Origin of the sequence: Sciscionella sediminilitoris (assembly GCF_000737195.2) — a bacterium.
GTDB lineage: Bacteria > Actinomycetota > Actinomycetes > Mycobacteriales > Pseudonocardiaceae > Sciscionella > Sciscionella sediminilitoris.
Window position 1 is genome coordinate 60463 of record NZ_JALM01000019.1, and the last position, 26327, is coordinate 86789.

Annotated in this window: 24 protein-coding genes; 14 read left to right on the forward strand and 10 right to left on the reverse strand. The window is 68.8% G+C overall.

Annotation, left to right across the window (positions count from 1 at the left end):
• Positions 1 to 32: 32 nt before the first annotated feature.
• Positions 33 to 1508: a GTPase HflX gene (gene hflX / locus AD72_RS09875; protein ID WP_051898360.1), complete on the forward strand. Its 1476-nt coding sequence runs from the start codon at positions 33 to 35 to the stop codon at positions 1506 to 1508.
• 134 nt (positions 1509 to 1642) lie between these two features.
• On the opposite strand, the gene lexA is transcribed toward hflX, so the two are convergent.
• Positions 1643 to 2395 carry a transcriptional repressor LexA gene (gene lexA, locus AD72_RS09880; protein WP_037345270.1) on the reverse strand — a complete coding sequence of 251 codons (753 nt, stop codon included), beginning with the start codon at positions 2393 to 2395 and terminating at the stop codon, positions 1643 to 1645.
• A 304-nt stretch (positions 2396 to 2699) separates the two neighbouring features.
• On the opposite strand from lexA, the gene AD72_RS35525 reads away from it, so the two are divergent.
• From AD72_RS35525 to AD72_RS09900, 4 genes are all read left to right on the forward strand, one after another.
• On the forward strand, positions 2700 to 3323 hold the full coding sequence (locus AD72_RS35525) for a LysM peptidoglycan-binding domain-containing protein (protein ID WP_051898363.1): 624 nt from the start codon (positions 2700 to 2702) through the stop codon (positions 3321 to 3323).
• A 223-nt stretch (positions 3324 to 3546) separates the two neighbouring features.
• Positions 3547 to 4113 carry a transcriptional regulator NrdR gene (gene nrdR / locus AD72_RS09890; RefSeq protein ID WP_031466147.1) on the forward strand — a complete coding sequence of 189 codons (567 nt, stop codon included), beginning with the start codon at positions 3547 to 3549 and terminating at the stop codon, positions 4111 to 4113.
• Positions 4114 to 4185: 72 nt separating this feature from the next.
• The gene (locus tag AD72_RS09895; protein ID WP_031466148.1) at positions 4186 to 7044 is read left to right on the forward strand and encodes a vitamin B12-dependent ribonucleotide reductase; all 2859 of its coding nucleotides are present in this window, start codon (positions 4186 to 4188) and stop codon (positions 7042 to 7044) included.
• 103 nt (positions 7045 to 7147) lie between these two features.
• The gene (locus tag AD72_RS09900; RefSeq protein WP_031466149.1) at positions 7148 to 8350 is read left to right on the forward strand and encodes a threonine synthase; all 1203 of its coding nucleotides are present in this window, start codon (positions 7148 to 7150) and stop codon (positions 8348 to 8350) included.
• Positions 8351 to 8564: 214 nt separating this feature from the next.
• Here the strand turns inward: AD72_RS09900 and AD72_RS09905 are convergent, their stop codons facing one another.
• Entirely contained in the window at positions 8565 to 8927 is a 363-nt protein-coding gene (locus tag AD72_RS09905; protein ID WP_051898366.1) for a peptidase inhibitor family I36 protein, read from the reverse strand.
• 90 nt (positions 8928 to 9017) lie between these two features.
• A complete protein-coding gene (locus AD72_RS37145) occupies positions 9018 to 9455 on the reverse strand; it encodes a peptidase inhibitor family I36 protein (RefSeq protein ID WP_063890729.1) in 438 nt (145 codons plus the stop codon).
• A 237-nt stretch (positions 9456 to 9692) separates the two neighbouring features.
• Here AD72_RS37145 and AD72_RS09915 point away from each other — a divergent pair, with 237 nt between their 5' ends.
• Positions 9693 to 10694 carry a DUF4192 domain-containing protein gene (locus AD72_RS09915; RefSeq protein WP_051898373.1) on the forward strand — a complete coding sequence of 334 codons (1002 nt, stop codon included), beginning with the start codon at positions 9693 to 9695 and terminating at the stop codon, positions 10692 to 10694.
• 13 nt (positions 10695 to 10707) lie between these two features.
• Here the strand turns inward: AD72_RS09915 and galE are convergent, their stop codons facing one another.
• The 3 genes from galE to AD72_RS09930 are packed head-to-tail and all read right to left on the reverse strand — an operon-like array spanning position 10708 to position 13656.
• The gene (gene galE / locus AD72_RS09920) at positions 10708 to 11670 is read right to left on the reverse strand and encodes a UDP-glucose 4-epimerase GalE (protein WP_031466153.1); all 963 of its coding nucleotides are present in this window, start codon (positions 11668 to 11670) and stop codon (positions 10708 to 10710) included.
• A gap of 40 nt (positions 11671 to 11710) precedes the next feature.
• Positions 11711 to 12964 (reverse strand): galactokinase, encoded by a 1254-nt coding sequence (gene galK, locus AD72_RS09925; protein ID WP_037345274.1) that lies wholly within the window; start codon positions 12962 to 12964, stop codon positions 11711 to 11713.
• Positions 12961 to 13656 carry an iron-dependent transcriptional repressor DtxR gene (locus AD72_RS09930; RefSeq protein WP_031466155.1) on the reverse strand — a complete coding sequence of 232 codons (696 nt, stop codon included), beginning with the start codon at positions 13654 to 13656 and terminating at the stop codon, positions 12961 to 12963. The genes galK and AD72_RS09930 overlap by 4 nt, the downstream gene beginning before the upstream one ends.
• 163 nt (positions 13657 to 13819) lie before the next feature.
• Between AD72_RS09930 and AD72_RS09935 the strand changes: the two genes are divergently transcribed.
• The 5 genes from AD72_RS09935 to AD72_RS09955 are packed head-to-tail and all read left to right on the forward strand — an operon-like array spanning position 13820 to position 19423.
• Complete coding sequence (locus tag AD72_RS09935) at positions 13820 to 14671, forward strand: sulfurtransferase (protein WP_031466156.1); 852 nt, start codon at positions 13820 to 13822, stop codon at positions 14669 to 14671.
• A 29-nt stretch (positions 14672 to 14700) separates the two neighbouring features.
• Positions 14701 to 15867: an acetoin utilization protein AcuC gene (locus AD72_RS09940; RefSeq protein ID WP_031466157.1), complete on the forward strand. Its 1167-nt coding sequence runs from the start codon at positions 14701 to 14703 to the stop codon at positions 15865 to 15867.
• Positions 15868 to 15879: 12 nt separating this feature from the next.
• A complete protein-coding gene (locus tag AD72_RS09945; RefSeq protein WP_031466158.1) occupies positions 15880 to 18576 on the forward strand; it encodes a bifunctional acetate--CoA ligase family protein/GNAT family N-acetyltransferase in 2697 nt (898 codons plus the stop codon).
• Positions 18577 to 18587: 11 nt separating this feature from the next.
• Positions 18588 to 19028, forward strand: a complete 441-nt coding sequence (locus tag AD72_RS09950; protein WP_031466159.1) for an SRPBCC family protein — start codon at positions 18588 to 18590, stop codon at positions 19026 to 19028.
• A complete protein-coding gene (locus AD72_RS09955; protein WP_051898377.1) occupies positions 19025 to 19423 on the forward strand; it encodes a hypothetical protein in 399 nt (132 codons plus the stop codon). The genes AD72_RS09950 and AD72_RS09955 overlap by 4 nt, the downstream gene beginning before the upstream one ends.
• On the opposite strand, the gene AD72_RS09960 is transcribed toward AD72_RS09955, so the two are convergent.
• The 3 genes from AD72_RS09960 to dtd form a co-directional block, all read right to left on the reverse strand.
• Positions 19420 to 21078, reverse strand: a complete 1659-nt coding sequence (locus AD72_RS09960; RefSeq protein ID WP_031466161.1) for a fumarate hydratase — start codon at positions 21076 to 21078, stop codon at positions 19420 to 19422. The two genes, AD72_RS09955 and AD72_RS09960, sit on opposite strands and share 4 nt — an antisense overlap.
• A 293-nt stretch (positions 21079 to 21371) precedes the next feature.
• Positions 21372 to 22343, reverse strand: a complete 972-nt coding sequence (locus AD72_RS09965) for a sigma-70 family RNA polymerase sigma factor (protein WP_031466162.1) — start codon at positions 22341 to 22343, stop codon at positions 21372 to 21374.
• 237 nt (positions 22344 to 22580) lie between these two features.
• Complete coding sequence (gene dtd / locus AD72_RS09970) at positions 22581 to 23009, reverse strand: D-aminoacyl-tRNA deacylase (RefSeq protein ID WP_031466163.1); 429 nt, start codon at positions 23007 to 23009, stop codon at positions 22581 to 22583.
• Between the two features lie 73 nt (positions 23010 to 23082).
• On the opposite strand from dtd, the gene AD72_RS09975 reads away from it, so the two are divergent.
• Complete coding sequence (locus AD72_RS09975) at positions 23083 to 23409, forward strand: DUF3099 domain-containing protein (RefSeq protein ID WP_031466164.1); 327 nt, start codon at positions 23083 to 23085, stop codon at positions 23407 to 23409.
• Positions 23410 to 23435: 26 nt separating this feature from the next.
• On the forward strand, positions 23436 to 23711 hold the full coding sequence (locus AD72_RS09980; protein WP_031466165.1) for a DUF3039 domain-containing protein: 276 nt from the start codon (positions 23436 to 23438) through the stop codon (positions 23709 to 23711).
• Here AD72_RS09980 and AD72_RS09985 read toward each other — a convergent pair.
• The gene (locus tag AD72_RS09985; protein ID WP_037345278.1) at positions 23666 to 24805 is read right to left on the reverse strand and encodes a YihY/virulence factor BrkB family protein; all 1140 of its coding nucleotides are present in this window, start codon (positions 24803 to 24805) and stop codon (positions 23666 to 23668) included. The two genes, AD72_RS09980 and AD72_RS09985, sit on opposite strands and share 46 nt — an antisense overlap.
• A 253-nt stretch (positions 24806 to 25058) precedes the next feature.
• Between AD72_RS09985 and AD72_RS09990 the strand changes: the two genes are divergently transcribed.
• The coding region (locus AD72_RS09990; protein WP_037345280.1) for a DEAD/DEAH box helicase at positions 25059 to 26327 on the forward strand (1269 nt) is incomplete at its 3' end.

Consider the following 26327-nt stretch of genomic DNA (forward strand, 5'->3'; position numbering starts at 1 on the left):
AGTGCGGCCGGACGTGCCACACTGGAAGCAACATGACAGAACCATTGCGTATCGACACCGACGAGGCCACCGACCTCGGCGGCGTCTACATCTCCGGAGACCCCATCGGCACGCCCGAGCAGGCGCCCTCGACCGGCGAGCTCGAGCTGGAGGAACGTTCCTCGCTACGCCGGGTCGCGGGCCTGTCCACCGAGCTCACCGAGGGCTACGAGGTCGAGTACCGCCAGCTGCTGCTCGAACGGGTCGTGCTGGTGGGGGTGTGGACCCAGGGCAGCGCGGAGCACGCCGAGGCCTCGGTCGCCGAACTCGCCCGGCTCGCCGAGACCGCGGGTTCCCAGGTGCTCGAGGCCCTCGTGCAGCGCAGGCAGCGGCCCGACCAGTCGACCTATATCGGCTCGGGAAAGGTGCAGGAGCTGCGCGACATCATCGTCTCGACCGGGGCGGACACGGTGATCTGCGACGGTGAGCTCTCCCCGGGCCAGCTGCGCAATCTCGAGGAGAAGCTGAAGGTCAAGACGATCGACCGGACGGCGCTGATCCTGGACATCTTCGCCCAGCACGCCCGCTCCAAGGAGGGCAAGGCGCAGGTCGAGCTCGCCCAGCTGAACTATCTGGTTCCCCGGTTGCGCGGCTGGGGGCAGACGCTGTCCAGGCAGGCCGGTGGTCGCGCGGGCGGCAGCGGTGGTGGTGTCGGGCTGCGCGGTCCCGGTGAGACCAAGCTGGAGACCGACCGGCGGCGGATCAACAAGCGGATCGCGAAGCTGCGCAGGGAACTCGCCGAGATGCGCACCGTGCGGGAGACCAAGCGGGGGCGCCGGCTCGCCAACGCCGTGCCCAGTGTCGCGATAGCCGGGTACACGAACGCCGGTAAGTCCTCCCTGCTCAACGCGGTGACCGGGGCGGGTGTGCTGGTGCAGGACGCGCTGTTCGCGACCCTGGACCCGACCACCCGGCGGACGAAGTCCCCGCAGGGCAGGACCTACACGCTCACCGACACGGTCGGGTTCGTCCGGCACCTGCCGCACCAGCTCGTGGAGGCGTTCCGGTCCACCCTGGAGGAAGTGGCCGAGGCGGATCTGCTCGTGCACGTGGTCGACGGCTCGGACACGATGCCGGAAACCCAGGTCAGCGCGGTGCGGGAGGTACTGGCGGACATCACCGCGGACACCGGGCGCGAGATGCCGCCGGAGCTGCTCGTGGTGAACAAGATCGACGACGCCGATCCGATCGTGCTCACCAAACTGCAGGGTGAACTGCCCGATGCGCTGTTCGTCTCCGCGCACACCGGCGCCGGGATCGACAAACTGCGCGCCGCGATCGGTGACCGACTGCCCAAACCGGGCATCGAGGTCGAGGCACTCGTGCCGTATGCCAGGGGTGATCTGCTGGCGAAGGTGCACGAGCAGGGAGAGGTACTCGGCAGCGAGCACGAGGACGAGGGCACCAGGGTGCGCGCGCTCGTGTACGGCGATCTCGCCGCGGCACTGGAGCCCTACGCGCGGCACTAGCCCTACGCGTGGCACCGGCCCCACGCTGTGCTGGAGCCCGGTGCGAGGGACGGTGCCGCTCCGCGAATTTTCCCGGAGCGACCGGGGCACGAACCCGTGCGCTGTGCTTACCGGCGCACGGGTCGGCGACCGGATCAGAGCCGGCGCAGCACCGCGACGACCTTGCCGAGCACGCTCGCCTCGTCTCCGAGGATCGGCTCGTAGGCGGGGTTGTGCGGCATGAGCCAGATGTGTCCGTCCCGGCGCTTGAACGTCTTCACCGTCGCCTCGCCGTCGATCATGGCGGCCACGATGTCCCCGTTCTCCGCGTTCGGCTGCTGGCGCACCACGACCCAGTCGCCGTCGGTGATGGCCGCGTCCACCATCGAATCGCCGACCACGTTGAGCAGGAACAGCGAACCCTCGCCGACGATCTCCTTCGGCAGCGGGAACACGTCCTCGACCGCTTCCTCGGCGAGGATCGGCCCGCCGGCGGCGATCCGCCCGACCAGCGGTACGTAGGAGGGGGTCGGATGTGTCGAGGACTCGGCCTCGGCATCCTCGGGGACCGCGGCCGCGGTCAGCACTCCCACCGCGCGCGGCCGGTTCGGGTCGCGGCGCAGGTAGCCCTTCTGCTCGAGCGCGCGCAACTGGTGGGCGACCGATGAGGTCGAGGTCAGCCCGACCGCGTCCCCGATCTCCCGCACGCTCGGCGGGTAGCCGCGTTCGCTGACCCAGGTCCGGATGACCTCGAGCACCTTGCGCTGGCGCACGGTCAGTACACCGAGTTCGTCGTCCTGTTCCGGGAACGGATGGACCTCGGCCTCGTGCTCGTTCGCGTCCGTTCCCCCGCCCGGCGGGTCTTCCCGCGCGCCGCCCCGGGCCGGTTTCCTTGGCTGGCCAGCCACGTGTGCCTCCTTGGTTCTCGCTCGTCCTCGTTCGCCGACTGTCGTCCCAGCCGTGTCGAGTTGTCTCAGCCGTCTCGAGTTGTCTCAGCCGTGTCGGTCGTTCAGCCGTGTCGGCCTGTCGCACGCCGTGTCGCTCACTGCGCAACCTCGCTGTTCAACCTAACCCCATTCGAGCCGCGGATCAAACACGTGTTCGAGCGACACGCCGCTCGCTGTCGATTTTTGTCGGTGCTTGGTGGTAGAACTTCGCACAGACATTCGATCGAACTCATGTTCGATCGGCCGTGAGATCGAGGAGGAAGTCATGACGGCGGTGATGAATTCGGCGGCGCGGACGGGTGGGGAGCGTCGTGGGCGCGGGCACGTGGCGCGGGTACGGCGGTCGGCGACCCGGTCGCTGGCGCTCGTGAGTCCGGAGGCACCCGATCGGGCGGTTGCTCCGGAGCATTCCGAGGTGCCCGTTCAGCTGGTGCCGCCGCGGGTGGCTCCGGCGCGGGTGTCTGGGACGGCTTCCGGGGAGCGCACCCTGCGCAGGGCTCCCGGTGCCGGTGTGCGCCCGCGTGGCAGGCGTTCCGCGGCTCCGCTCGCGGTGGCCGGCGGTTCGGGCACGGCCGCGGCCTGCGCGCCGCGGTTCGCGTCCCGTCCCGCGCTCGTACTCGTGGTCGCCGGGGTGTGCACCGCGCTCGCGATCGCACTGCTCGCCGTGCTCTCCTCGGCGAGTTCCCCCCGGGTTCCGGAGCGCACGGCGATGGTGCAGGTGCGCGAGGGGCAGACGCTGTCCGCGATCGCCGAGGCCGCCGCGCCCGAGGTGGACGATTCGGCGATGCTGCGGCGCATCCAGGAGCTCAACGGGCTCACCTCGACCGCGGTGCGGGTCGGGCAGCCGATCGTGGTTCCCGTTTCGGAGGGATCCCGGCTCGCTCGGTGATCACCGCAGCTCGCGCCCGGCATGTCGGAGCCGGGCGACACGTTGCCGGTGTCGGCTTGCGGTCTAGTGATCGACCACTTAAGCTCACCCCTACATCTAGTAGTTACAGTGGTGTTGTTAGTCCACAGGTTGGGGTTGACGAGCCGGAGTTATCCACCGGCTGTCCACCGCCAGTCCACAGTGCGACCAACAGGATGTCCGTCGTCGAAGGGAGTGAGTCGTCGTGCGGTGCCCGTTCTGCAGGAGCACGGATTCGCGCGTTGTCGACTCCCGCGAGGTCGACGAGGGGCAGACGATTCGCCGGCGGAGGTCTTGCTCGGCATGTGACCGTCGATTCACGACAGTGGAACAGACGGTGCTCGCCGTGGTGAAACGCTCCGGGGTCACCGAGCCGTTCTCCAGGGACAAGGTCGTCCGCGGTGTGCGGAGGGCCTGCCAGGGGCGGCCGGTCGACGAGGACGCGCTGCAGCAGCTCGCTCAACAGGTCGAGGAGACCGTGCGGGCGAGTGGATACTCCGAGGTGCCCACCGGTGAGGTCGGGCTCGCGATCCTCGGGCCGCTGCGGGCGCTGGACGAGGTCGCCTATCTCCGCTTCGCGAGCGTGTACCGCTCGTTCGAGTCGGTCGAGGACTTCGAGAAGGAGATCGCCGAGCTGCGCCTGGCGATCGCCGCGAAGTCGGAGGCCGCCGCGAAGGGCGAGGCGGGGGCGCGGACCGAGGCCAAGGCGAAGGACGGCACTGCCAAGGACGAGAAGGCGGGCGGCAGGCGGAAGGCCGAAGGCCAGACCTGACGGGTGTTCCGGTGCGGTAGGGCGCCGGATGGACAGGTGACATCGAACGTGGGAGCAAAGGGAGAGCTGGACATGACGGAATCGGTGCCGACATCGGCCGATGGTGACGCGGTCGAGGCCGCGCGGATCGCCGAGGGGGCGGCCGCCCAGGGCGTCAACGGCTGGAACGCCCCCGGTAAGGGGCTCGAGCTGCAGCGCGTGTACACCACGGCGGGGGTGCACCCCTACGACGAGGTGCGCTGGGAGCACCGCGACGTGGTCATGACCAACTGGCGGGACGGCTCGGTCAACTTCGAACAGCGCGGCGTGGAGTTCCCCGAGTTCTGGTCGGTGAACGCGACCAACATCGTCACGAGCAAGTACTTCCGCGGGGCGATCGGCTCAGAGGCGCGGGAACACAGCCTCAAGCAGCTCATCGACCGGGTGGTGCGGACCTATGTCGCCACCGGTGTCGACCACGGCTACTTCGCCAGCCCGCAGGATGCCGAGATCTTCGAGCACGAGCTCACTTACATGCTGCTGCACCAGGTGTTCAGCTTCAACTCCCCGGTCTGGTTCAACGTCGGGACCGCTTCCCCACAGCAGGTCTCGGCCTGCTTCATCCTGTCCGTCGACGACACGATGGAATCGATCCTCAACTGGTACAAGGAAGAGGGACTGATCTTCAAGGGCGGCTCCGGTGCCGGCCTCAACCTCTCCCGTATCCGTTCCTCCCGTGAGCTGCTCTCCTCCGGCGGCACGGCGTCCGGTCCGGTCTCGTTCATGCGCGGTGCCGACGCGTCCGCGGGCACCATCAAGTCCGGCGGTGCGACCAGGCGCGCGGCGAAGATGGTCGTACTCGACATCGACCACCCGGACGTCGAGGAGTTCATCGAGACCAAGGCCCGTGAAGAGGAGAAGATCCGCGTCCTGCGCGACGGCGGGTTCGACATGGACCTCGGCGGTTCGGACATCTCCTCGGTGCAGTACCAGAACGCGAACAACTCGGTCCGGGTCACCGACGAGTTCATGCGCGCGGTCGAGTCGAACTCGAACTTCCCGATGCGCGCCCGGATGACCGGGGAGACCATCGACGAGGTGGACGCGAAGTCGCTGTTCCACAAGCTCGCGAAGGCCGCGTGGGAGTGCGCCGACCCCGGGGTGCAGTACGACGACACGATCAACGACTGGCACACCGCGCCCGAGTCCGGCCGGATCACCGCCTCGAACCCGTGCAGCGAGTACATGCACCTCGACAACTCGAGCTGCAACCTGGGTTCGCTCAACCTCATGAAATTCCTCGGTGAGGACGGCACCTTCGACGGGGTGACCTTCGCGAAGGCGGTCGAGTACACGATCACCGCGATGGACATCTCGATCAGCTTCGCCGACTTCCCGACCGAGGCGATCGGGGAGACCACGCGCAACTTCCGCCAGCTCGGCATCGGCTACGCCAACCTCGGTGCCCTGCTGATGGCGACCGGTCACGCGTACGACTCCGACGGTGGCCGTGCGCTCGCCGCCGGGATCACCTCGCTGATGACCGCCACCGCCTACCGCCGTTCCGCCGAGCTGGCCGGGGTGGTCGGCCCGTACGCCGGATACGCGCGCAACGAGCAGGCACACCGCAGGGTCATGCGCAAGCACGCGGCCGCGAACGACATGATCCGCACGATGCACGGGAACGACCGTGCGGTGCAGAAGCTCGCCACCGAGGAATGGCAGCACGGCATCGAGCTCGGGATGCGCAACGGTTGGCGCAACGCGCAGGCCAGCCTGCTCGCGCCGACCGGGACCATCGGGCTGATGATGGACTGCGACACCACCGGTATCGAGCCGGATCTGGCGCTGGTCAAGTTCAAGAAGCTCGTCGGCGGCGGCTCGATGCAGATCGTCAACCAGACGGTGCCGCGTGCGCTGTCCTCGCTCGGTTACCAGGACGAGCAGGTCGAGGCGATCGTGGAGTACGTCGCGGAGCACGGCAACGTCGTCGACGCACCCGGGCTGCGGCCCGAGCACTACGAGGTGTTCGACTGCGCCATGGGCGACCGCTCCATCAGGCCGATGGGACACGTGCGGATGATGGCCGCCGTGCAGCCGTTCCTCTCCGGGGCGATCTCGAAGACGGTCAACATGCCAGAGGCGGCGACCATCGAGGATGTCGAGGAAATCTACTTCGAAGGCTGGAAGCTCGGCCTCAAGGCCCTCGCCATCTACCGCGACAACTGCAAGGTCGGGCAGCCGCTCTCGGCGGGCAAGAACTCGAAGGAAGAGGCCAAGGAGACGGTCGTCGAGTACCGGCCCGTCCGCAAGCGCCTGCCGAAGAAGCGCCCGAGCCAGACCGTGTCGTTCACGGTCGGCGGTGCCGAGGGGTACCTGCACGCCGGTTCCTACCCGGACGACGGGCTCGGCGAGATCTTCGTCAAGCTCGGCAAGCAGGGCTCCACGCTCGCCGGTGTGATGGACGCCTTCTCCATGTCGATCTCCGTCGGTCTGCAGTACGGCATTCCGCTCGAGTTCTACGTGCAGAAGTTCTCCAACCTGCGCTTCGAGCCGGCCGGGATGACCGACGACCCGGACGTGCGGATGTCCACCAGCGTGCTCGACTACCTGTTCCGGCGTCTGGCCCTGGACTACCTGCCGTACGAGAAGCGGGTCCAGCTCGGCATCTTCACGGCTGAGGAGCGCACGGCGGCGGTGGCCGCCGAGAGCTCCGACGGCGACGATGTCGACCTCGAGGGCCTGCGGACCACGGTCGACTCCACCGCGCGGCGCGAGGAGATCGACAGCGGTGAGAAGACGAGCGGGGCGCACAGTTCGACGGAACTGGTCGAGCTCCAGCTGGGCAAGGCCGCCGACGCCCCGCTGTGCATGACGTGCGGGACCAAGATGCGTCCCGCGGGCTCCTGCTACGTGTGCGAGGGCTGCGGTTCGACCTCCGGCTGCAGCTAGCCGGTCGTCGGATCGACGGATCCTGAACCGAACGAGCGCGAAGCGGTGTCGAACGCCGCTTCGCGCTCGTTCGTGTCTGACTACCCGCGGAAAGGGAATATCCATGGCGGACAGCCATTCGCTTGCGGTGGCCCAGCGATCGCTCGGTGATCCGGCCGTTCACTATCCGCTGTGGCCACCGCTGACCAGTGGCTGTCCGCGGACGAGCAGTGCGGAGTTCGCCTACCCGGTCGAGGTCGACTACGACTACGAGCGGGTCCCCGGGGAACTGTTTCCGGACTCGTGGAACGGAGACGGCCTCGAGCGCTGGGCTCCGCTGCTCCCACCGCTGCTCGCTCCCGGACTCGGCGAGGGCGGCACACCGCTCGTGGAGCTCGCCGGAAACGTCTACGTCAAGGACGAGTCGCGCAATCCCACGTGGAGCCACAAGGACCGGCTGAACCGCTGCGCGGCCAGTGCCGCCGTCGGAGTGGGCGCGGAGGGCATCGTCGTGGCCTCGTCCGGCAACCATGGTGCCTCGGCTGCCGCGTACGCCGCTCGCGCGGGCCTGAAATGCGTGGTGCTCGCCTCGGCGGGCGCGCCGCCCGCCGTCGAGTCCTTCCTCCGTGCCTACGGTGCCACCGTGCTGACTGTTCCGGCGGATGCCCGATGGCCCCTGCTACGGCGGATCGTGGCGGAGTTCGGCTACCACCCGGTCAGCAACAGCACCCGGACGCACACCGGACACGCATTCGGTGCCGAGGGCTACAAGACCATCGCCTACGAGATCTTCGCCGACCTCGGAGTACCGGACTCCGTGTTCGTCCCGACCGGGTACGGCGAGGTGCTCTTCGGTGTGTGGAAAGGATTCGTGGAGCTGAACCGGATCGGGCGCACCGGTCGGATTCCCCGGATGTTCTCCTGTGAACCCGCCGCCGGTGGCCCGCTCGCCCAGGCTGTCGCCCTCGGGCGCGATGCCATGCAGGTGAACGTCGGGCCGACGGCGGCTTACGCGATCGACACGCCCGTGGGTGGCTATCGGGGCGTCCGCACGGTCCGGGAGAGCGGTGGGGCCGCTCTGCTCGTCGACGACGCCGAGATGACGCGCGCCCAGAACGAACTGTGCCGCAATGGCCTGTGGCAGGAGTTCTCGGCGACTGCCGGGCTGGCGGGCTTCCGGCAGCGGGCTCAGGGTGAGGAATTTCCCGGTCCGGTGGTATGTATCGCTACGTCGAGCGGTTTCAAGGATCAAGGTGTCGCAACCGGTATCCCGGGTGCCACCGAGCCCGATTGGGAGACGGTCCGCGAGGCGGTTCGCCGCGCCTGACCGAGTCGCTTCCGGGGGATGACGCGGGTGCCCAGACCCCCAGTCCGGACACCCGCGCCGGTAGGGCTCGTCATCCGCGGGAACGGATCGGTTCGGCGAGGGGATGGGGTGACTCGCCGACTCGGGGCACTCGATCCGTGGGTGGTCTGTGCGGGAAACGCCACCCGTGGCATCGCGGCCTGACTGCCCTTGCTGTGACGACCGGAGTCACCGGTCAGTTCCAGATCTCCACCGCGCGCACGACGAACGGTGCTGAGGGCACTTCGGTGGCCTCCGGATAGGTGCGGAAGTCCCCCTCGGTCGAACAGTGATCGCCCTCGTAGAGGGTGATCTCCTGGGCACGGTTGTTCACGAAGGAACGTGCTTCGGCGCCGTCGGGGAGCGGAACGCAGGTGGAACTGGAAGCCGAGCTGAGATCGAGGAGCTGGGGCTTTCCGTGATAGTCGGCATCGGCCCAGTAACAGAACTGCTCGGGTGCGCACGCCGGTCGAGGTGGTGTCGGCGCGGAATCGGCAAAGGCGAGCTCACCTGAGGCCGGCAGGGCAAGGACGACGCCGATGCCGACGGTCGCGCACACGCGTCTCGTGATGGACCGGGTCCTGCTGGTGTGCCCATTTCGGCTGTTCGTCTTGCGTCGGAACGAGATCATTATTTTCCCCTGTTCGTGTTATTGCGCGATCTTGATGGCGGTGACGGTGATCGGGATTTTTGGCGTGAAAGTGCCACCACCCGGATAGGTCGGATGAGGCTTGTCGGGATTGCAATTCCGATCGGAATAGACGGTCAGATCGCGATCCGATCGATTGGCAAGGGATTTCGGGGTGAAGTCACCCGAGAGTGGGACGCAATCGCCGGGATTCGTGTTCCGCAGATCCTTGGTCAGCAAGGCGTCATCGTATTCTTGTCCTCCCCACAGGCACGCCATGCCTCGTTCACAGGCGCTCCGCGCCAAATCGGGTCCTTCGCCCGGGTGGGTGACCGAGGCCGAAGCGGATGCCGCTGTCGCCAGTGCGGCGACCATGGCGGCCCCCAGTGCCGTGGACAGCCGGAATCCCGTCGGGCCCTGTGCTTTTCGTGCCGCGTTCTGGTGGTGAAACCGCGTCATTGTGGTTCTCCCTTCTCGCCCGCCGTGGCGATCGGATCGATGAATCGGGGGTGTGATGACGGTGCTACCGGGCCGGTTCCTTTTCACGCTAAACATTCCCCGAACGGGTGCCAAGTGATGGACCGCGTGAATGGACCATTCACGCGGACAAGGGTTCCTGTGGACAACTTGACGCTGTCCACAGGAACAAAAAATCGAGTTTGCGCGGCCATCGGAATGCTGGGAGATGTTGATGCCATGACAGCGACACGCCATTCCGTTCTCCGCCTCGAGGAACCCGGATCCGTCATCGCGGCGGTGCCGTTGTTGCTCGGATTCAATCCGTCCGATTCGCTTGTGCTGCTTTTGCATCGCGGGCCGGAACGGGACGAGCTCGGCCTGGTGCTGCGCGCCGATCTCCCGGATACCGGCAGTGTCTCGGTGACCGCCGAGCACCTCCTGGAGCCGGCGCAACTGCAGGGCGGCACGGCCGCGACCGTCGTTCTCGTCGGGGGACGACTGTGCTGGGAGCATCTGCGCGCGGTCGCCGTGTCCATCCGGGATCGTTTCCGGCATGCCGGGATCCCGGTGCTGCACATGCTCTGGACCTCGCACATCACGGCCGGGCAGCCATGGCGCTGCCTGGATGAGGACGACTGTCACGGTCTGGTCGAGGACCCGGAGGCCGGAACCCTCGTCGCGCTCTCACCCTCCGGCGGAGGGGAGGCGGGTATCTCCCGGTCCGATCTCGAACAGCGGCTCGCGCGCGCCCCCGACGAAGTGCTCGCTCGCAGGGCGGCGGTGCTCGCCCGTGGTCCCGATGACCGGCAACGGAGACCGGAGCAGTGGTATGCGCTGGTGCGCGATGCCGCCAATGCCGATACGGGCACCGAGCCGGACGACCGGCGACTGGCCGAGCTTGCCCAGGCGCTCCGTATCACCGATGTGCGTGATGCGTTCCTCGTCGGCCGAACCGATCGCGAACAACACGCGTTCCATGCGCTCTGGACCATGCTGACCAGGGCACTCCCGGATCCCGCCGGCGCGCCCGCTGGCTGTTTGCTCGCGGTAAGCGCCTATCTCGCCGGTGATGGCGTACTGGCCGGTATGGCCTTGGAACGGGTGCACGCCGCCGAGCCGGGCTATCAGCTGGCGAATCTGCTCTCGACGGCACTGCGCGCCGGAGTGCAGCCGAGCGCGCTCACCCGCCGCCTGAGTCCACTCGCCCAGGCGGCGCGTGCCCGGCTGGGGGTGTGCTGATGGATCAGCCGGATCAGTTTCCTGTCCGGCCGGCCACGAAGGTCCACGCGTCCCCGACCATGGTGGCGAGATCCGCATGCTCGGGTTGCCAGCCGAGTTCGCGCTGCGCGGCCGCGCTGGACGCGACGAGCACCGCGGGGTCACCGGCCCTGCGTTCAGCGAGTTTCGCCGGGATGTCGTGCCCGGTGACCTCCCGACAGGCGTCGATGACCTGGCGCACCGAGAAACCGGTGCCGTTGCCGAGGTTGAAGATCTCGTGTGTCCCCGGCTTCGCGGCGGCCACCGCCAGCAGATGTGCTTCGGCGAGGTCGGTCACATGGATGTAGTCACGGATGCAGGTGCCGTCCGAGGTCGGGTAATCGTCCCCGAAGATCTGCACGTGCTCCCGTTGTCCGAGCGCCACCTGCAGGACGAGCGGGATCAGATGGGTCTCGGTCACGTGGCGTTCGCCGAACCGGTCGAAGGCGCCCGCGACATTGAAGTACCGCAGGCTCGTGGCCGCGAGCCCGTGCGCCTTCGCGTACGAGGTGATCGCGTGGTCGATCGCCAGTTTCGTCGCCCCGTAGGTGTTCGTCGGCCGGGTCGGTGCGTCCTCGGTGATGGGTACCTGCTCGGGCTCACCGTAGGTGGCCGCCGTGGAGGAGAACACCAGACGCGGCGTGCCGTGGGCGCGCATGGCGTCGAGCAGCCGCACCGAGGTGAGCACGTTTCCGTGCCAGTACTTGCCCGGATCCTGCATCGACTCACCCACGAGCGATTTCGCCGCGAAGTGCAGGACACCGTCGAAACCACGGGAGAGCACCGCGTCGGCCTGCTCGGCGACGTCCCCCTCGATGAACTCCGCCCCGTCCGGTACGGCGTCCCGGTGCCCGGTGGACAGGTCGTCCAGCACGACGACCTCGTTACCCGCCTCGAGCAACCGTGCCGCGCACACGCTGCCGATGTAACCGGCGCCTCCAGTGACAAGCAGCTTCACGACTGCCGCCCTTTCCGTTCGATGCCTTGTGTGCCGAAGACTATGGCATCGAACGCGCGGCGAGCTGATCCCGGCCCGCACCCTGCGCGGGAACCGCGACGAACATCCGCGGCTCGGCGAGTGACTCCGCGGCGAAGGCAGCGCGCACCGCCGCCATGTGCTGCTCGAGTGACTCGGTCCGGACGAGCGCGATCGCCGAGCCACCGAATCCGCCACCGGTCATCCGTGCACCCGCCGCTCCTTCGGCGAGGGAGACGTCCACGGCGAGATCGAGTTCCCTGCAGGAGATGCGGTAGTCATCGCGCATGCTGACGTGCGAGGCCGTGAGCAGGGGGCCGATCGCCTCGAGGTCGTCATCGCGCAGTGCTTCGACCACGGAGAGCACCCGGTCGTTCTCGGTGACCACGTGCCGGACGAGCGGCCGGAGCTCCTCGGGGAGCCGGGCGAGGCTCGGTTCGAGTCCGGCGAGCGAGACATCCCGCAGCGCGGGCACGCCGAGTAGCTCGGCCGCACGCTCGCACCCGCGCCTGCGCTCGCCGTAGCCGGACTCGGCGTGCTGGTGACTCGCGCGGGTGTCGATCACGAGCACCGCGAGCCCCCGGTCGGCGAGGCCGAACGGGACCTGTTCGCTCTCGCCGGAACGCACATCGAGGAACAGGACGTTGTCCGCGATGCAACACAGGGAGGCCGTCTGATCGAGGACACCGGTCGGAGCGCCGACGAACTCGTTCTCCGCGCGCTGAGCGAGCCTGGCGAGCGCGGGCCGGGTCAGCGTCTCGTGCGAGTCGGGGTCGATCCCGGCGAGCCCGAGTAGTGCGAGGGCTACCGAGCACTCGAGCGCCGCCGAGGAGGACAGGCCCGCCCCGGCCGGCACATCCCCGGTGACGACGAGGTCGGCGCCACCTCGGATGTCGACCTCGGTGTACTCGCGCAGTGCCCAGGCCACACCCGCCGGGTAGCTCGCCCACCCGCTCAGTTCCCCGGGGCGGACCGTGGCGATATCGACCGCGGGCGCGCGCTGCGGACGTCCGTCGTCACCGACCGTGGTCAGGCTCAGTGCTCCGTCGGTCCGGGCGCCCGCGGCGACCGCGATGCGGTGTGGCAGGGCGAACGGCAGCACGAAACCGTCGTTGTAGTCGGTGTGCTCACCGATGAGGTTGACCCGCCCGGGCGCGAACCAGACGCCGTCGGCCTGCCTGTCGTGCACTCGCCGGAAGTAGGCCGCCGCGCGGTCCGGTACACCGGAGCCCGCCGTCGTGGCGGCCCCGGGGGCGAGGTCCTGCCGCGCGCTCAACGGGGCTGCGCGAACACGGCGTGGGCGATGTCGGCGTCGACCCGGACCTGGGTGCCACCGCCGATGATCTCGATCTTCTCGTCCTGTGGGTGCGCACCCGCGACATCCACGATCGAACCCGGCCGCAGCCCGACGCTCTTGAGGTCGTTCATCACCGCGGGGTCGAGCTGCACGTGTTCGGCGATCCGGCGGACCTCGATCTTTCCGCCGCCGCGCCGGGCGACCTCGTCGACCCGGACGAGCCCCGACTCGACCGGCGTGGTCTCGATGTCCACCCCCAGCTCGGCGAGCCCCGGAATGGGGTTCCCGTATGGCGAGGTAGTCGGGTTGTCCAGCAGTTTGACCAGCTTGCGCTCCACGGCCTCGCTCATCACGTGCTCCCAGCGGCACGCTTCGGCGTGAACCTGCTCCCATTCGAGCCCGATCACGTCGACGAGCAGCAGTTCGGCGAGCCGATGCTTGCGCATGACGGCGACCGCCCGGCTGCGCCCGGCGTCGGTGAGCTCGAGATGCCGGTCGCCCGCGACCCGGACGAGCCCGTCGCGCTCCATCCGCGCGATAGTCTGGCTCACCGTCGGCCCGCTCTGCTCGAGACGTTCCGCGATCCTGGCGCGCAGCGGGACGACCCCCTCTTCCTCGAGGTCGTAAATCGTCCGGAGATACATCTCCGTGGTGTCCACAAGATCATTCATCAGCTACCCCTAACTTCTGTGTCCATGGTAGTCGGTGGCACCGACACGCCGGGACACGACGACTCGCTGCCTTCCCGCGGCATGCCGGACGAAGCTCGCGACGGCCGTGGTCGTGGTGCGGTGGCAGGTGGAGTCATAGCGGGACAAATGACAGTATGACGCGGTGCGCGGGTTGATTTCCACTACTGAGGCTGCGGAGCTCATCGACGGCGGCGCGGCCGTCGTACTGGATGTGCGCTGGCGGCTGACCGGCCCGCCGGGGCGCGCCGACTACGAACGGGCGCACCTCCCGGGCGCGGTGTTCCTCGACATCGACACCGATCTGGCCGATCCGCCGAGCACGGAGCGGGGCCGTCACCCGCTGCCGGAGCCGGACCGGCTCGTCGCGGTGTTCCGGGCGGCGGGGATCGGCGGGAACACCCAGGTGATCGCCTACGACGACGCGGACGGTTCGGTGGCGGCCCGGGTGTGGTGGCTGTTGCGCTGGCTCGGTCACGAACAGGTGGCCGTGCTCGACGGCGGGTTCGCGGCCTGGCAGGCCGAACGGCGCCCGCTCACCCCGGACATCCCGCACCCCGCGGCGGGGGACTTCACCGGCATACCGGGTTCGATGCCGGTACTCGACGCGGACGCGGCGGCGGAGCTCCCGGGAACCGGGGTGCTGCTCGATGCCCGCGCACCGGCTCGTTACCTGGGGGAGACGGAACCCGTGGACGCTCGCCCCGGACACATCCCGGGCGCGCGCAACAGCCCGGCGTCCGCGCATCTCGGCCCGGACGGGCGCTGGCGTCACGCATCGGAGCTGGCCGAACACTTCGCCGCGCTCGGGGCAGGCACCGGGAAGGTCGGGGTGTACTGCGGTTCCGGGGTCACCGCCTGTTCGGTGGTGCTCGCGATGGAACACGCGGGGATCGGGGCGAGCCCGGCACTGTATCCGGGGTCCTACTCGCAGTGGAGCGCCGACGAGCGCCGCGAGGTGGCCCAGGGACACGAAGGCGGCGAGGTCGCTCCCTGAGCGCGGTCTCACCGGTTACGCTGGCGGATATGCGCAGCGTAGTGTGGGACAAGGCGTTACTCGCCTACGACCTCGGTGAGATGCATCCCTTCAACCCCGTACGCCTCGCGTTGACCATCAAGCTGGCCACCGAACTCGGTGTGCTCGAGGATGTCGAGTTGCTGGTGCCCGGCGCGGCGGGGGAGGACGAGCTGCTCCGGGTGCACGCGAAGGGATACCTGGACGCGGTCCGGGAGGCACCGGGGCTCGGCGCCGATCTCGCGCACGGGCTCGGTACCGATGACAATCCGGTGTTCCCCGATATGCACGAGGCCTCCGCGCTGGTCGTCGGTGGCACGCTGCTGGCGGCGAAGCAGATCGCGAGCGGGGCCGCGGAGCGCGCGGTGAACATCGCGGGCGGCCTGCACCACGCCATGCCCGATCGCGCGTCCGGGTTCTGTGTGTACAACGACTGCGCGATCGCGATCTCCTGGCTGCTGGACAACGGATTCGATCGGATCGCTTATCTGGACACCGATGTGCACCACGGCGACGGGGTGCAGGCGGCCTTCTACGGGGATCCCCGGGTGCTGACGATCTCGCTGCACCAGCACCCGAGGACCCTGTGGCCGGGTACCGGGTACGCGCGGGAATTGGGCGCGGGCAAGGGAAACGGCTACGCGGTGAACCTGCCGCTGCCGCCGGGAACCCGGGATCCGGCGTGGCTGCGGGCCTGGCACGCGGTGGTTCCCTCGCTGCTGGAACAGTTCGAGCCGCAACTGATCGTCTCGCAGTGCGGAGTGGACAGTCACGCCGAGGATCCGCTCGCGGATCTTTCGCTTTCGGTGGACGGCCATGCGGCGATCTACCGCAACGTGCGAGAACTGGCCCGGCGCTATGCGGGAGGGAAGTGGCTCGCCATCGGTGGCGGTGGTTATCAGCTGGTGCGGGTGGTGCCGCGGTCCTGGACGCATCTGCTGGCCACCGTGCTGGACCGGGATATCCCCGAGGACACCGCGATTCCGGAGAGCTGGCGCGATTTCGTCGGTGGCCTCGCGCCGCGCATCGAGCTGCCCAAGGCGATGTTCGACCGGACGGACACGGATTTCCTCGCCTGGGGCGGGGATGTCTCGGATGCCACGGACGGCTCGATTCTGGAGACCAGGCGTGCGGTGTTCCCGCTGCACGGCCTGGAACCGGACGATCCGCGGGATTGAGGGGAGGCGGAGATGAGCACCGAATCCTCACCGGACGACCTGCGCCGCGCCTACATCTACCCCGCGCACTGGGAGGCGGATGTCGTCCTCAGCGACGGCGGCACCGTCCACATGCGACCGATCGTGCCGAACGATGCCGAGGCACTGCGCGAATTCCACGCGAAACTGTCCGAGCGGACCCGCTACTTCCGTTATTTCGGGCCCTATCCGCGTATCCCGGACAAGGATCTGCGCCGGTTCACCACGGTCGATCACTCGGGCCGGGTCGCCTTCGTCGCGACACTCGGCGGGGAGATCATCTCGGTCGGCCGCTACGAACGGCTGGACGACGGGGATTCCGCCGAGGTGGCCTTCGTGGTCGCGGACGCGCATCAGGGCCGCGGCCTCGGCTCCATCCTGCTCGAGCACCTGGCCGCCGCCGCACGGGAGAACGGGTTTCGCCGGTTCGTGGCCGAGGTGCTCGCGGAGAACGCGACCATGGTGCGGGTGTTCCGCGATGCCGGGTACCAGGTCTCGCGTGCGATCGAGGAAGGCGTGCTGCACCTGGAGTTCGACATCGATCCGACCAAGGCCTCGATCTCGGTGGCCCGCGCCCGCGAGCAGGCCGCGGAGGCGCGCAGCGTGCACAATCTGCTGCATCCCAGGGCGGTCGCGGTCATCGGTGCTTCCGCGGACCCGACCAAGGTCGGCTATGTGGTGTTCACGAACCTGCTCTCGGCCAGTTTCGCGGGCACCGTCTATCCGGTGAACTCGGAACACTCCTCGGTGCGCGGGGTGCGGGCATACGCCTCGGTGGTGGACATTCCCGATCCGGTGGATCTCGCGGTGGTCGCGGTGCCCGCCTCGGGGATGGACGAGGTGCTCGACGCCTGCCTGGCGAAGGGGGTGACCACGCTGGTCGTGGTGTCCTCCGGGTTCAGCGACGCCGGGCCGCGCGGTAAGGAAGCGGAACGCCGCATGGTGGCCGAGGCGCGGGCGCACGGCATGCGGGTCGTGGGCCCGAACGCGCTCGGCGTGATCAACACCGACCCGCGGCTGCGGCTCAACGCCACCCTGGCGACCACCCTTCCCGCACACGGCAGGGTCGGCTTCTTCTGCCAGTCCGGTGCGCTCGGCACCGCGATCCTCGCCGATGCCGCCGAACGCGGGCTCGGCCTCTCCACGTTCGTCTCGGCGGGCAACCGCGCCGACGTCTCCGGCAACGATCTGCTGCAGTACTGGGAGACCGATCCGGAAACCGATGTGGTGCTGCTGTATCTGGAATCGTTCGGCAACCCGCGCAAGTTCGGCAGACTGGCCCGGCGGCTGGCCAGGCACAAGCCGGTGATCGCGGTGAAATCCGGGCGGCACACCACCCGGCCGGCGCTCACCCCGACCTCGGTGCCGCTGGAGGACGCCGGTGTGGCGCGGCTGTTCGAACAGGCGGGCGTGATCCGGGTGGAGACGATCGCGCAGCTGTTCGACACCGCGCTGCTGCTGGCCAACCAGCCGTTGCCGCGCGGCAACCGGCTCGCCGTGGTCGGGAACTCGACCGCGATCGGGGTGCTTGCCGCGGACACCGCGCGCGACGGTGGCCTGGAGCTGGCCCGCGAGCCCATCGACACCGGGGCGCAGCCGACCCCGGAGGACTTCGCCGAGGCGGTCCGCTCGGTCCTGGCCGACGAACAGGTGGACGCGCTCGTGGTGGTGTTCGTGCCGCCGATCGCGATCCCCACCGCCGCGTACGCCGCCGCCCTGCGCACCGTGGTCGACGAGACCGAACAGGCGAAGGTCAAACCGATCGTGTCCACCTTCGTGGGCGCGGAGGGGATGCCCGAGCAACTGGCCATCGGGGACGGGGCGGTCGGCTCCATCCCCTCGTATCCGAGCCCGGAGCGCGCGACCCGGGCGCTGGTGCGGGCGAACACCTACGCGCGCTGGCGCGAGCAGCCGCGCGGGGAACACCTGCGCCCGGCAGGGATCGACACCGATGCCGGGGCGGGCATCGTGCACTCCGCGCTCGCCGAATCCGATGCGGCCGAGACCGAACTGTCCGAGCAGCGGGCCCAGGACCTGCTGGCCGCCTATGGCATCGAGATCGAGCCCTACCGGGTGGTCGGCACCGAGCAGGAGGCCGAGCAGGCTGCGGCCGAGCTCGGTTATCCGGTCGTGCTCAAACAGGCGGCCTTCGGTGAGGTGCCGCTGGCCGAACTCGCCGATGTGCGCCTCGACATCACCGGGGCCGCGGACCTGCGCGCCGCCTACCGTTCGCTGCGCGAGACCGGGGCCGACGGGCAGCTCTACGTGCAGCGGATGGCCCCGCGCGGGCACTCCTGCCTGTTCAGTGTGCAGGACGATCCCTCGTTCGGTTCGGTGCTGGCCTTCGGTCTTTCCGGTCCCGTCTCCGATCTGGTCGGTGACCGGGCCTACCGTGCCGTCCCGCTCTCCGATGTGGACGCGCGCTGGCTCATCCGGGCACCGCGCACCGCCCCGCTGCTGACCGGCTGGCGGGGCCGCAAACCGGTGGACACCGCCGCGCTCGAGGAACTGGCCCTGCGCTGCAGCGCGCTCGCCGAGGACCTGCCGCAGGTGCGCTCGCTGCTGCTGGATCCGGTGATCGTGACCGCGCAGGGCGCGCGGGTGGCGCGTGGCCGGATCATCCTCGGCCTTCCGGAACTGGCCGCGGACGAGGGACCACGAAGGCTGGGCTCGTACCGTACTAACGAGTAGCCTGTGCTTCCATGACTGGACGTACTGTCACGGCCGCGCGCACGGTCGCCGCGAAACCCGAGGACATCTTCGCGCTGCTGACCGATCCGGCGCGGCACAGCGAGATCGACGGCTCCGGCATGGTCCTGCGGGCGCGCGGCGCCGCCCAGCGACTGCGGCTCGGCGCCAAGTTCGGCATGGACATGCGCATGTTCGGGGTCCCGTACCGGATCAGCAACACGGTCGTCGAGTTCGAGGAGGGCCGGTGCATCGCGTGGCGGCACTTCGCCGGGCACCGCTGGCGCTGGGAACTGGCGCCGAACGAGGACGGAACGACCCTGGTCACCGAGACCTTCGACTACTCGACCACCCCGGTGGGACGGCTCTACCCACTGGTCGGCTGGCCCGAACAGAACCGGAAGGCGGTCGAGGCCTCCCTCGACCGGCTCGCCGCGCGGTTCGCCGCGCCATGAGAGCGGCCGCGGTCCTGCTCGCGGTGCTCCTGCTGGCCACCGCGTGCGGGACACCGCGGCACCACGCGCGCACGCGCACCGGTCCGTTACCCGCCGCGCAGCTCGACGCGAGCGCGCTGCCCAGGGACTACCCGCGCACCGTCGGAATCCGCGACGAGGGGCGCACCCTGCTGGTGCGCGGCAAGGAAGGCGGCTGCTCGCACGTGAGCGCCGCGGTGACCAGGCAGGACGCCGATTCGGTGCACGTACTGTTCACCGAGAGCCGCCCGCCCGGGCGGCCGTTGTGCACGATGGACCTGCGCACCCCGGAACTGACCGTGCGGCTCGCCGAACCCCTCGGGGACCGGGTGGTCGAACTGTCCGCGCGCAGCGTCGCCGGGAAACGGCCCGGTTAACTGCGGAAGGCGATCTGCAGTACCGGTTCGAGGGTCTCGGCGAAGAAATCGTTTCCCTTGTCGTCCACGACGACGAACGCGGGGAAATTCTCGACCTGGATTTTCCAGACCGCTTCCATACCCAGTTCCGGATATTCGAGTACCTCGAGCGCGGTGACGCAGTCCTGGGCGATCTTGGCGGCCGGTCCGCCGATCGAACCCAGGTAGAAACCGCCGTGTTCGGCGCAGGCGTCCACGACCTGTTTCGAGCGATTTCCCTTGGCCAGCATGACGAATGAGCCGCCAGCCGCCTGGAAACGGTCCACATAGGAATCCATGCGTCCCGCGGTCGTCGGACCGAACGAACCGGAGGCGTAACCTTCCGGGGTTTTCGCCGGTCCCGCGTAATAAACGGGATGGTCGCGGAAATAATCCGGCATCGGTTCACCGGCGTCCAGGCGCTCGGCGATTTTCGCGTGCGCGATGTCCCGGGCGACGATCATCGGACCGGAAAGCGAGACCCGCGTTTTCACCGGGAGTTCGGACAATTGCGCGCGGATGTCGGACATGGGCTGGTTCAGATCGATGTGTACCACGTCCGCGGAGAGTTCCTCGGATCCCACTTCCGGCAGGAACCGCGCCGGATCGCGTTCGAGCTGCTCGAGGAACACACCATCCCGGGTGATCTTGGCCTTGGCCTGGCGGTCCGCCGAGCAGGAGACCGCGATCCCGATCGGCAGCGAGGCGCCGTGCCGGGGCAACCGGATCACCCGCACATCGTGGCAGAAGTACTTGCCGCCGAACTGGGCACCGATGCCGAACTGCCTGGTCATCTCGAGCACCTGGGCCTCGAGGTCCGTATCGCGGATCCCGTGCCCGGACGGTGACCCCTGGGTCGGCAGATCGTCCAGCGCGCGGGCCGAGGCGAGCTTGGCGGTCTTGAGGGTGAACTCGGCCGACATGCCGCCGACCACGATCGCGAGGTGATACGGGGGACAGGCGGAGGTGCCGATCGCGCGCAGTTTCTCCTCGAGGAATCCGGCGAGCTTGTCCGGGTGCAGCAGTGCGGGGGTCGCCTGGAACAGGAAGGTCTTGTTCGCCGAACCGCCGCCCTTGGCCAGGAACAGGAACTCGTACGAGGGTTCCTCCCCGTCCGCGTGGTACAGCTCGATCTGCGCGGGCAGATTGCTCTTGGTGTTGCGCTCCTCCCAGAAGGACAGCGGCGCCTGCTGCGAGTAGCGCAGGTTCAGCTCCTGGTAGGCGTCGAAGACCCCGCGGGCCAGTGCCCGCTCGTCGGCACCGCCGGTGAGCACGGACTCGGTGCGCTTGCCGATCACGATCGCGGTCCCGGTGTCCTGGCACATGGGCAGCACCCCGCCGGCGGCGATGGCCGCGTTGCGCAGCAGATCGGTCGCGACATAGCGGTCGTTCCCGCTCGCTTCGGGATCCTCGATGATCGAGCGCAGCTGGGCGAGATGTCCCGGCCGGAGCAGGTGCTGGATGTCACCGATCGCCGTGCGGGCGAGCAGGGTGAGCGCTTCGGGGTCGACCTCCAGGAAGCGCCGGCCCGCCGCTTCGACGAGGCGCACTCCGTCCTCGGACACGAGCCGGTACTCGGTGGTGTCCTCCGCGGCGTGCGGCAGGACCTCGGTGAAGTCGAATTCGGGGGTGGTCAACGCGGGCTTCCTCGTCTGCGGTGGTGGGATCGGCCAGTGGGGACGTCCAACCTACCGCACACCGGGAATCGGCCCCCGGACGTTCGGAAGGCCGGGTCGGCCCCGAAACCGTCCCGGCCTTCCGTGGCAACGCGGATACTCACCGTCGATCGAGTAACCGCTGAAAGTAACACCGCATCTACGACCATGCCCGTGGCGGTCGTCACATGTCCAGCGGCCAATCGGGTGATTGCCGCCCGGAAATGCCGATGCCCGCCGGGGAACCCTTCCCCGGCGGGCATCGTTTGCCCAGCTCAGCTGGCGTAAGCGCGCAGTCGCTCGGCGCGGTCGCCCTGGCGCAGTTTCGCCATGACCTCTCGCTCGATCTGCCGCACCCGCTCGCGGGAGAGACCGAAGGTCTTGCCGATCTGGTCGAGGGTCTTGGGCTGTCCGTCCCCGAGGCCGTAGCGCATCCGGATCACGGCCTGCTCCCGCTCCTCGAGGGTGGCGAGCACGCGCCGCAGATCGTCCTGCAGCAGCCCGGAGATCACCGCGTTCTCCGCGTCCCCGGAGTCGGAGTCCTCGATGAAGTCGCCGAGCGGGGCGTCCTCCTCGGAACCGACCGGCATGTCCAGCGAGACCGGGTCACGCGAGTGGTCGAGCAGATCGGCGACCTTGGCCGCGGCGATGCCCGACTCGGCAGCGATCTCGTCGTTGGTGGCCTCGCGGCCCAGCTGCTGGTGCAGGTCGCGCTTGATCCTGGCGATCTTGTTCACCTGCTCGACGAGGTGCACCGGGAGGCGGATGGTGCGGCCCTGATCGGCCATGCCCCTGGTGATCGCCTGCCGGATCCACCAGGTCGCGTAGGTGGAGAACTTGAAGCCCTTGGCGTAGTCGAACTTCTCCACCGCGCGGATCAGGCCGAGGTTGCCCTCCTGGATCAGGTCGAGCAGCGGCATTCCCCGTCCGGTGTAGCGCTTGGCGAGCGAGACGACCAGCCGCAGGTTGGCCTCGAGCAGGTGGTGCTTCGCTCGCTCCCCGTCGCGCACGAGCAGCCGCAGTTCCCCGCGCCGAGCAGCGGAAATGCCCTCTTCGGTGTCGAGCATGTGCGCGGCGAACACACCGGCCTCGATGCGCTTGGCGAGCTCGACTTCGTCCTGCGCGGTCAGCAGCGCGGTTTTTCCGATGCCGTTCAGGTAGACTCGAACGAGGTCGGCCGCCGGGCTCTGGTTGTCGATTTCGGCTTCGACGCTCGGAGTGGAGTCGATTGTGGCTGGGACGGTCATGGTGCTCCCTCCCCAAGGGACTGAGTGCGTGCACCATCGCGGCAACGGCGCTTCCGCATTGTGTGCGTGGCGGCCGTTTCACGTGTCGTGTATGGCGCTGCTTTGCTTGTCACTGGGATCAACGCCGGTGGTTGCCAAATCGTTCCCGGCGCTTTCACTTAGGGAGACGTCGTATCCGTCACAAGGTTGTGCGATTCAGTACCGGTTTCGCTGAGAGCCGCACCACGTCGGCGGCGCTCACTCGGTTTCGACCAGAACGGTGAACGGACCGTCGTTCGCGCTGTGTACGGTCATCTGCGCGCCGAACCGGCCGGTGGCCACGTGCGCGCCCCTGGCCCGCAGTTGCTCGATCACCCGGGTCACCAGCGGCTCGGCCTGTTCCGGGCGGGCGGCGGCGCTCCACGAGGGGCGACGGCCCTTGCGCGTATCCCCGTAGAGGGTGAACTGGCTGACCACGAGCAGCGGTGCGCCCGCGCTCGCACAGGACTGTTCCCCGTCCAGGATGCGCAGCTCGTGCAGTTTGCGCGCCATCGTGTCCGCGCTCACCTCGGTGTCGGTCACCGCGGCCCCGAGCAGGACGAGCAGGCCCGGTTCCTCGATCGCGCCGACGACGGCACCCTCGACCTCGACGGCGGCGTGCTTGACCCGGGCGGTGACCGCGCGCATGGGACTCCTCCTTCGACGGCGCTTGTGGGCGGTGGGAGAATGACGGCGGGGCCGCGACAAGAGAGGTGGTGTCGTGAAACGCAGCGAGGAAGCCGACACCCCTGTGTTGATCACCGAGGCGAAACCCTCCTACGACGAGGAGCTCGCGCACCGTAAACGGCGGTACATGCTGACCATGGGGTTGCGGTTCCCGTGCCTCATTCTCGCCGCGCTCTTCTATCACACCTGGTGGCTCGCGATCGGGTTCGTGGTGCTGTCCGTGCCGCTGCCGTGGATCGCGGTGCTGATGGCCAACGACCGGCCGCCGCGCAAGAGCGAGGACGTCAACCGCTACAGCCACGAACCGGGCAACCGGCTCGAGGCGGCCGAGCGGCAGACCATCGAAGGACGGCAGGACTGAGCACGGCCGGTGCCGGGTGAGGCATCATTGAGGGCGTGAGTACGCCTACCCAGGTCTTGCCGGACACCGATACTCGGCCGGAAGGTACCGAGACGACCGGCGATGACACGCCGAAGATGTTCCACTACGTCCGCAAGGACAGCATCGCCGAGAGCGCGGTCATGGGCAGCCATGTCGTGGCGCTGTGTGGCGAGGTCTTCCCGGTGACCAAGTCACCGAAGCCGAACTCCCCGGTCTGTCCCGAGTGCAAGCGGATCTATGAAGGTATGCCGCGCGGCGGTGACGACGGCTCGGACGGCTGAGTCGCGAACTCGGCCGTCTCGGTGCCCGGGGCGGCCGGGTCCTGCGGGGCCTGGTCCGTGCCGGGCTCCCGCTCGCCGTCGTCCGGGTCCGCGACCTCGGCTGTTTCCGCGTCCGGGCCCGTGCCGCGCGCGTCCAGCACCTCGGTGTCCTGTACCCGCTCGTAGTCCGCGAGCCGCTTCCAGCGCTTGCGGCTGCGCCGGGACGGCTTCGCGGGCCATAGTGTCTGGATGGCCGCGTTCAGGTTGGCGCCCGCGACGATGGCGATCCCGATGAAGAAGGTGAACAGCAGGAACGCGATCGGGGCGGCGAGTGCCCCGTAGCTGTACCCGGTGCGCGTGATGATCGAGATGTAGATGCGCAGCCCGATCGAGGCGAGCAGCACGATCACCATGGCGAGCACCGCTCCGGGCAGCCCGCGGTGCCACGGCAGCTTGCGGGGGAGCGCGAGCTTGTAGAGCGTGGTCAGCGCGAGCGCCAGCAGCAGCGCGATCACCGGGTAGTAGAAGATGCCGACCAGTTCGGAGATGTTCTTCGACCAGGCGTTGGGGAACACCGAGGGCAGATAGGTCGGTCCGAGCGCGATGATCGGCAGCCCCACGATGACCACGATCAGGGCGGCGAGATAGAGCAGCAGGGCGTAAATACGCTGCCAGACGTCGTTGCGCACCCCGTACTGCCCGTAGGCCGAGGTGATCGAGTCGACGAAGGCGGCCATCGCCGAGGAACCGGCCCACAGCGAGATCAGGAAACCGACCGAGGCCACCTCGCCCTGCGCGGTGGTCAGGATCTGCTCGACGGTCGGCTTGATGATCGTGGTGACCACGTTCTGCGTGAACACCTTGTCGGCGAGGTTGATGATGGTGCTCTCGACGTCGGTGACCACCTGCCTGCCCACCCACTTGCCGAGCAGGCCGAGGCTGCCGAGCACACCGAGCAGCAGTGGGGGCAGCGAGAGTGTCTGCCAGAACGCCGCCTTGGCCGCCTCGGAGAAGATGTTGCCGTGCCAGACGTTGAGCAGGGTGCGGCGCACGAGCAGCAGCGGTGCCCGTTTCCCGTACCGCTGCTTTCCGGTGTTCGCCTCCGCCGTACCCATGACACCCCTAGCATGGTGTATCGCCTTCGCGTCCGCGCGGCGACCCGCGCATGTGGCGCGTCGCGCACTGACCGGACCGGGCGGGTCCGATAAACTGACCGACGGCCGCGAGGACGGGGTGTTTCCTTGTCGTGGCGGTGTTCGCGCGCCATCGCGGTAGCGTTCGAGGACCCGAGGGAGCCCTTGTGACCACGGCCCGGGAGTGTTGGATTGGGAGCCGGGACCGTGCCGGGTGGGAAGGAGCAGCGAGTACGTGACGTCCGCGTCGACCGAAGCCGGGGAGCAGACCCAGCAGAGCCGTCAGCCGTTGCGTGCGTGGCAGCGCCGCGCGCTCACCCGTTACCTCACCGAGAAGCCCAAGGACTTCCTCGCCGTCGCCACACCCGGTGCCGGTAAGACCACGTTCGGCCTGCGGGTGGCGGCCGAACTGCTCGCCGATCGCACCGTCGACCAGATCACCATCGTGACCCCGACCGAGCACCTCAAGCACCAGTGGGCCGCGGCGGCCGCGGCCGCGGGGATCGCCATCGACTCCCGGTTCACCAACTCGACGGGTTCGACCTCCTCGGACTACCAGGGGGTCGCGGTCACCTACGCGCAGGTCTCCATGCATCCGGCCAAGCACCGGGTGCGCACCGAGCGCCGCAAGACGCTGGTGATCCTGGACGAGATCCACCACAGCGGGGACGCCAAGTCCTGGGGGGACGCGACGCGGGAGGCGTTCCTGCCCGCGGTGCGCAGGCTCGGGCTCACCGGAACCCCGTTCCGCTCGGACGACTCGGCGATCCCGTTCGTGACCTACGAGGAGGACGCGGAAGGGCACCAGCGGTCCAAGGCCGATCACTCCTACAACTACTCGGACGCGCTGGCCGACGGCGTGGTGCGGCCGGTGGTGTTCCTGGCCTATTCGGGCGAGGCGTCCTGGCGCACCTCGGCCGGTGAGGAGTTCAGCGCCCGGCTCGGCGAGCCGCTGACCGTGGAACAGACCGCGCGCGCCTGGCGCACCGCGCTGGACCCGTCCGGGGAGTGGATCCCCTCGGTGCTGCAGGCCGCCGACCGCCGCCTCTCCCAGCTGCGCGCCGATGGCATGGCCGATGCGGGCGGACTGGTCATCGCCTCGGACCACGAGACGGCGAAGGGCTACGCGCGGGTGCTCGAGCGCGAGACCGGGAACGAACCGGTCGTCGTGCTCTCCGACGATCCGGGGGCCTCGCGCAAGATCGCCGAGTTCGCCGCCTCCGAGGAGCGCTGGCTGATCGCGGTGCGGATGGTCTCCGAGGGGGTGGACGTGCCGCGGCTCGCTGTCGGGGTGTACGCCACCTCCGCATCGACCCCGCTGTTCTTCGCGCAGGCGATCGGGCGGTTCGTGCGCGCCCGCAAACAGGGGGAGACCGCCTCGATCTTCCTGCCCTCGGTTCCGGTGCTGCTCGAGCTCGCCGCGCAGCTGGAGACCGAGCGCGACCACGTGCTGGGCAAGCCACACCGGGAGAAGGACGGCCTCGAGGACGAACTGCTCGCCGCG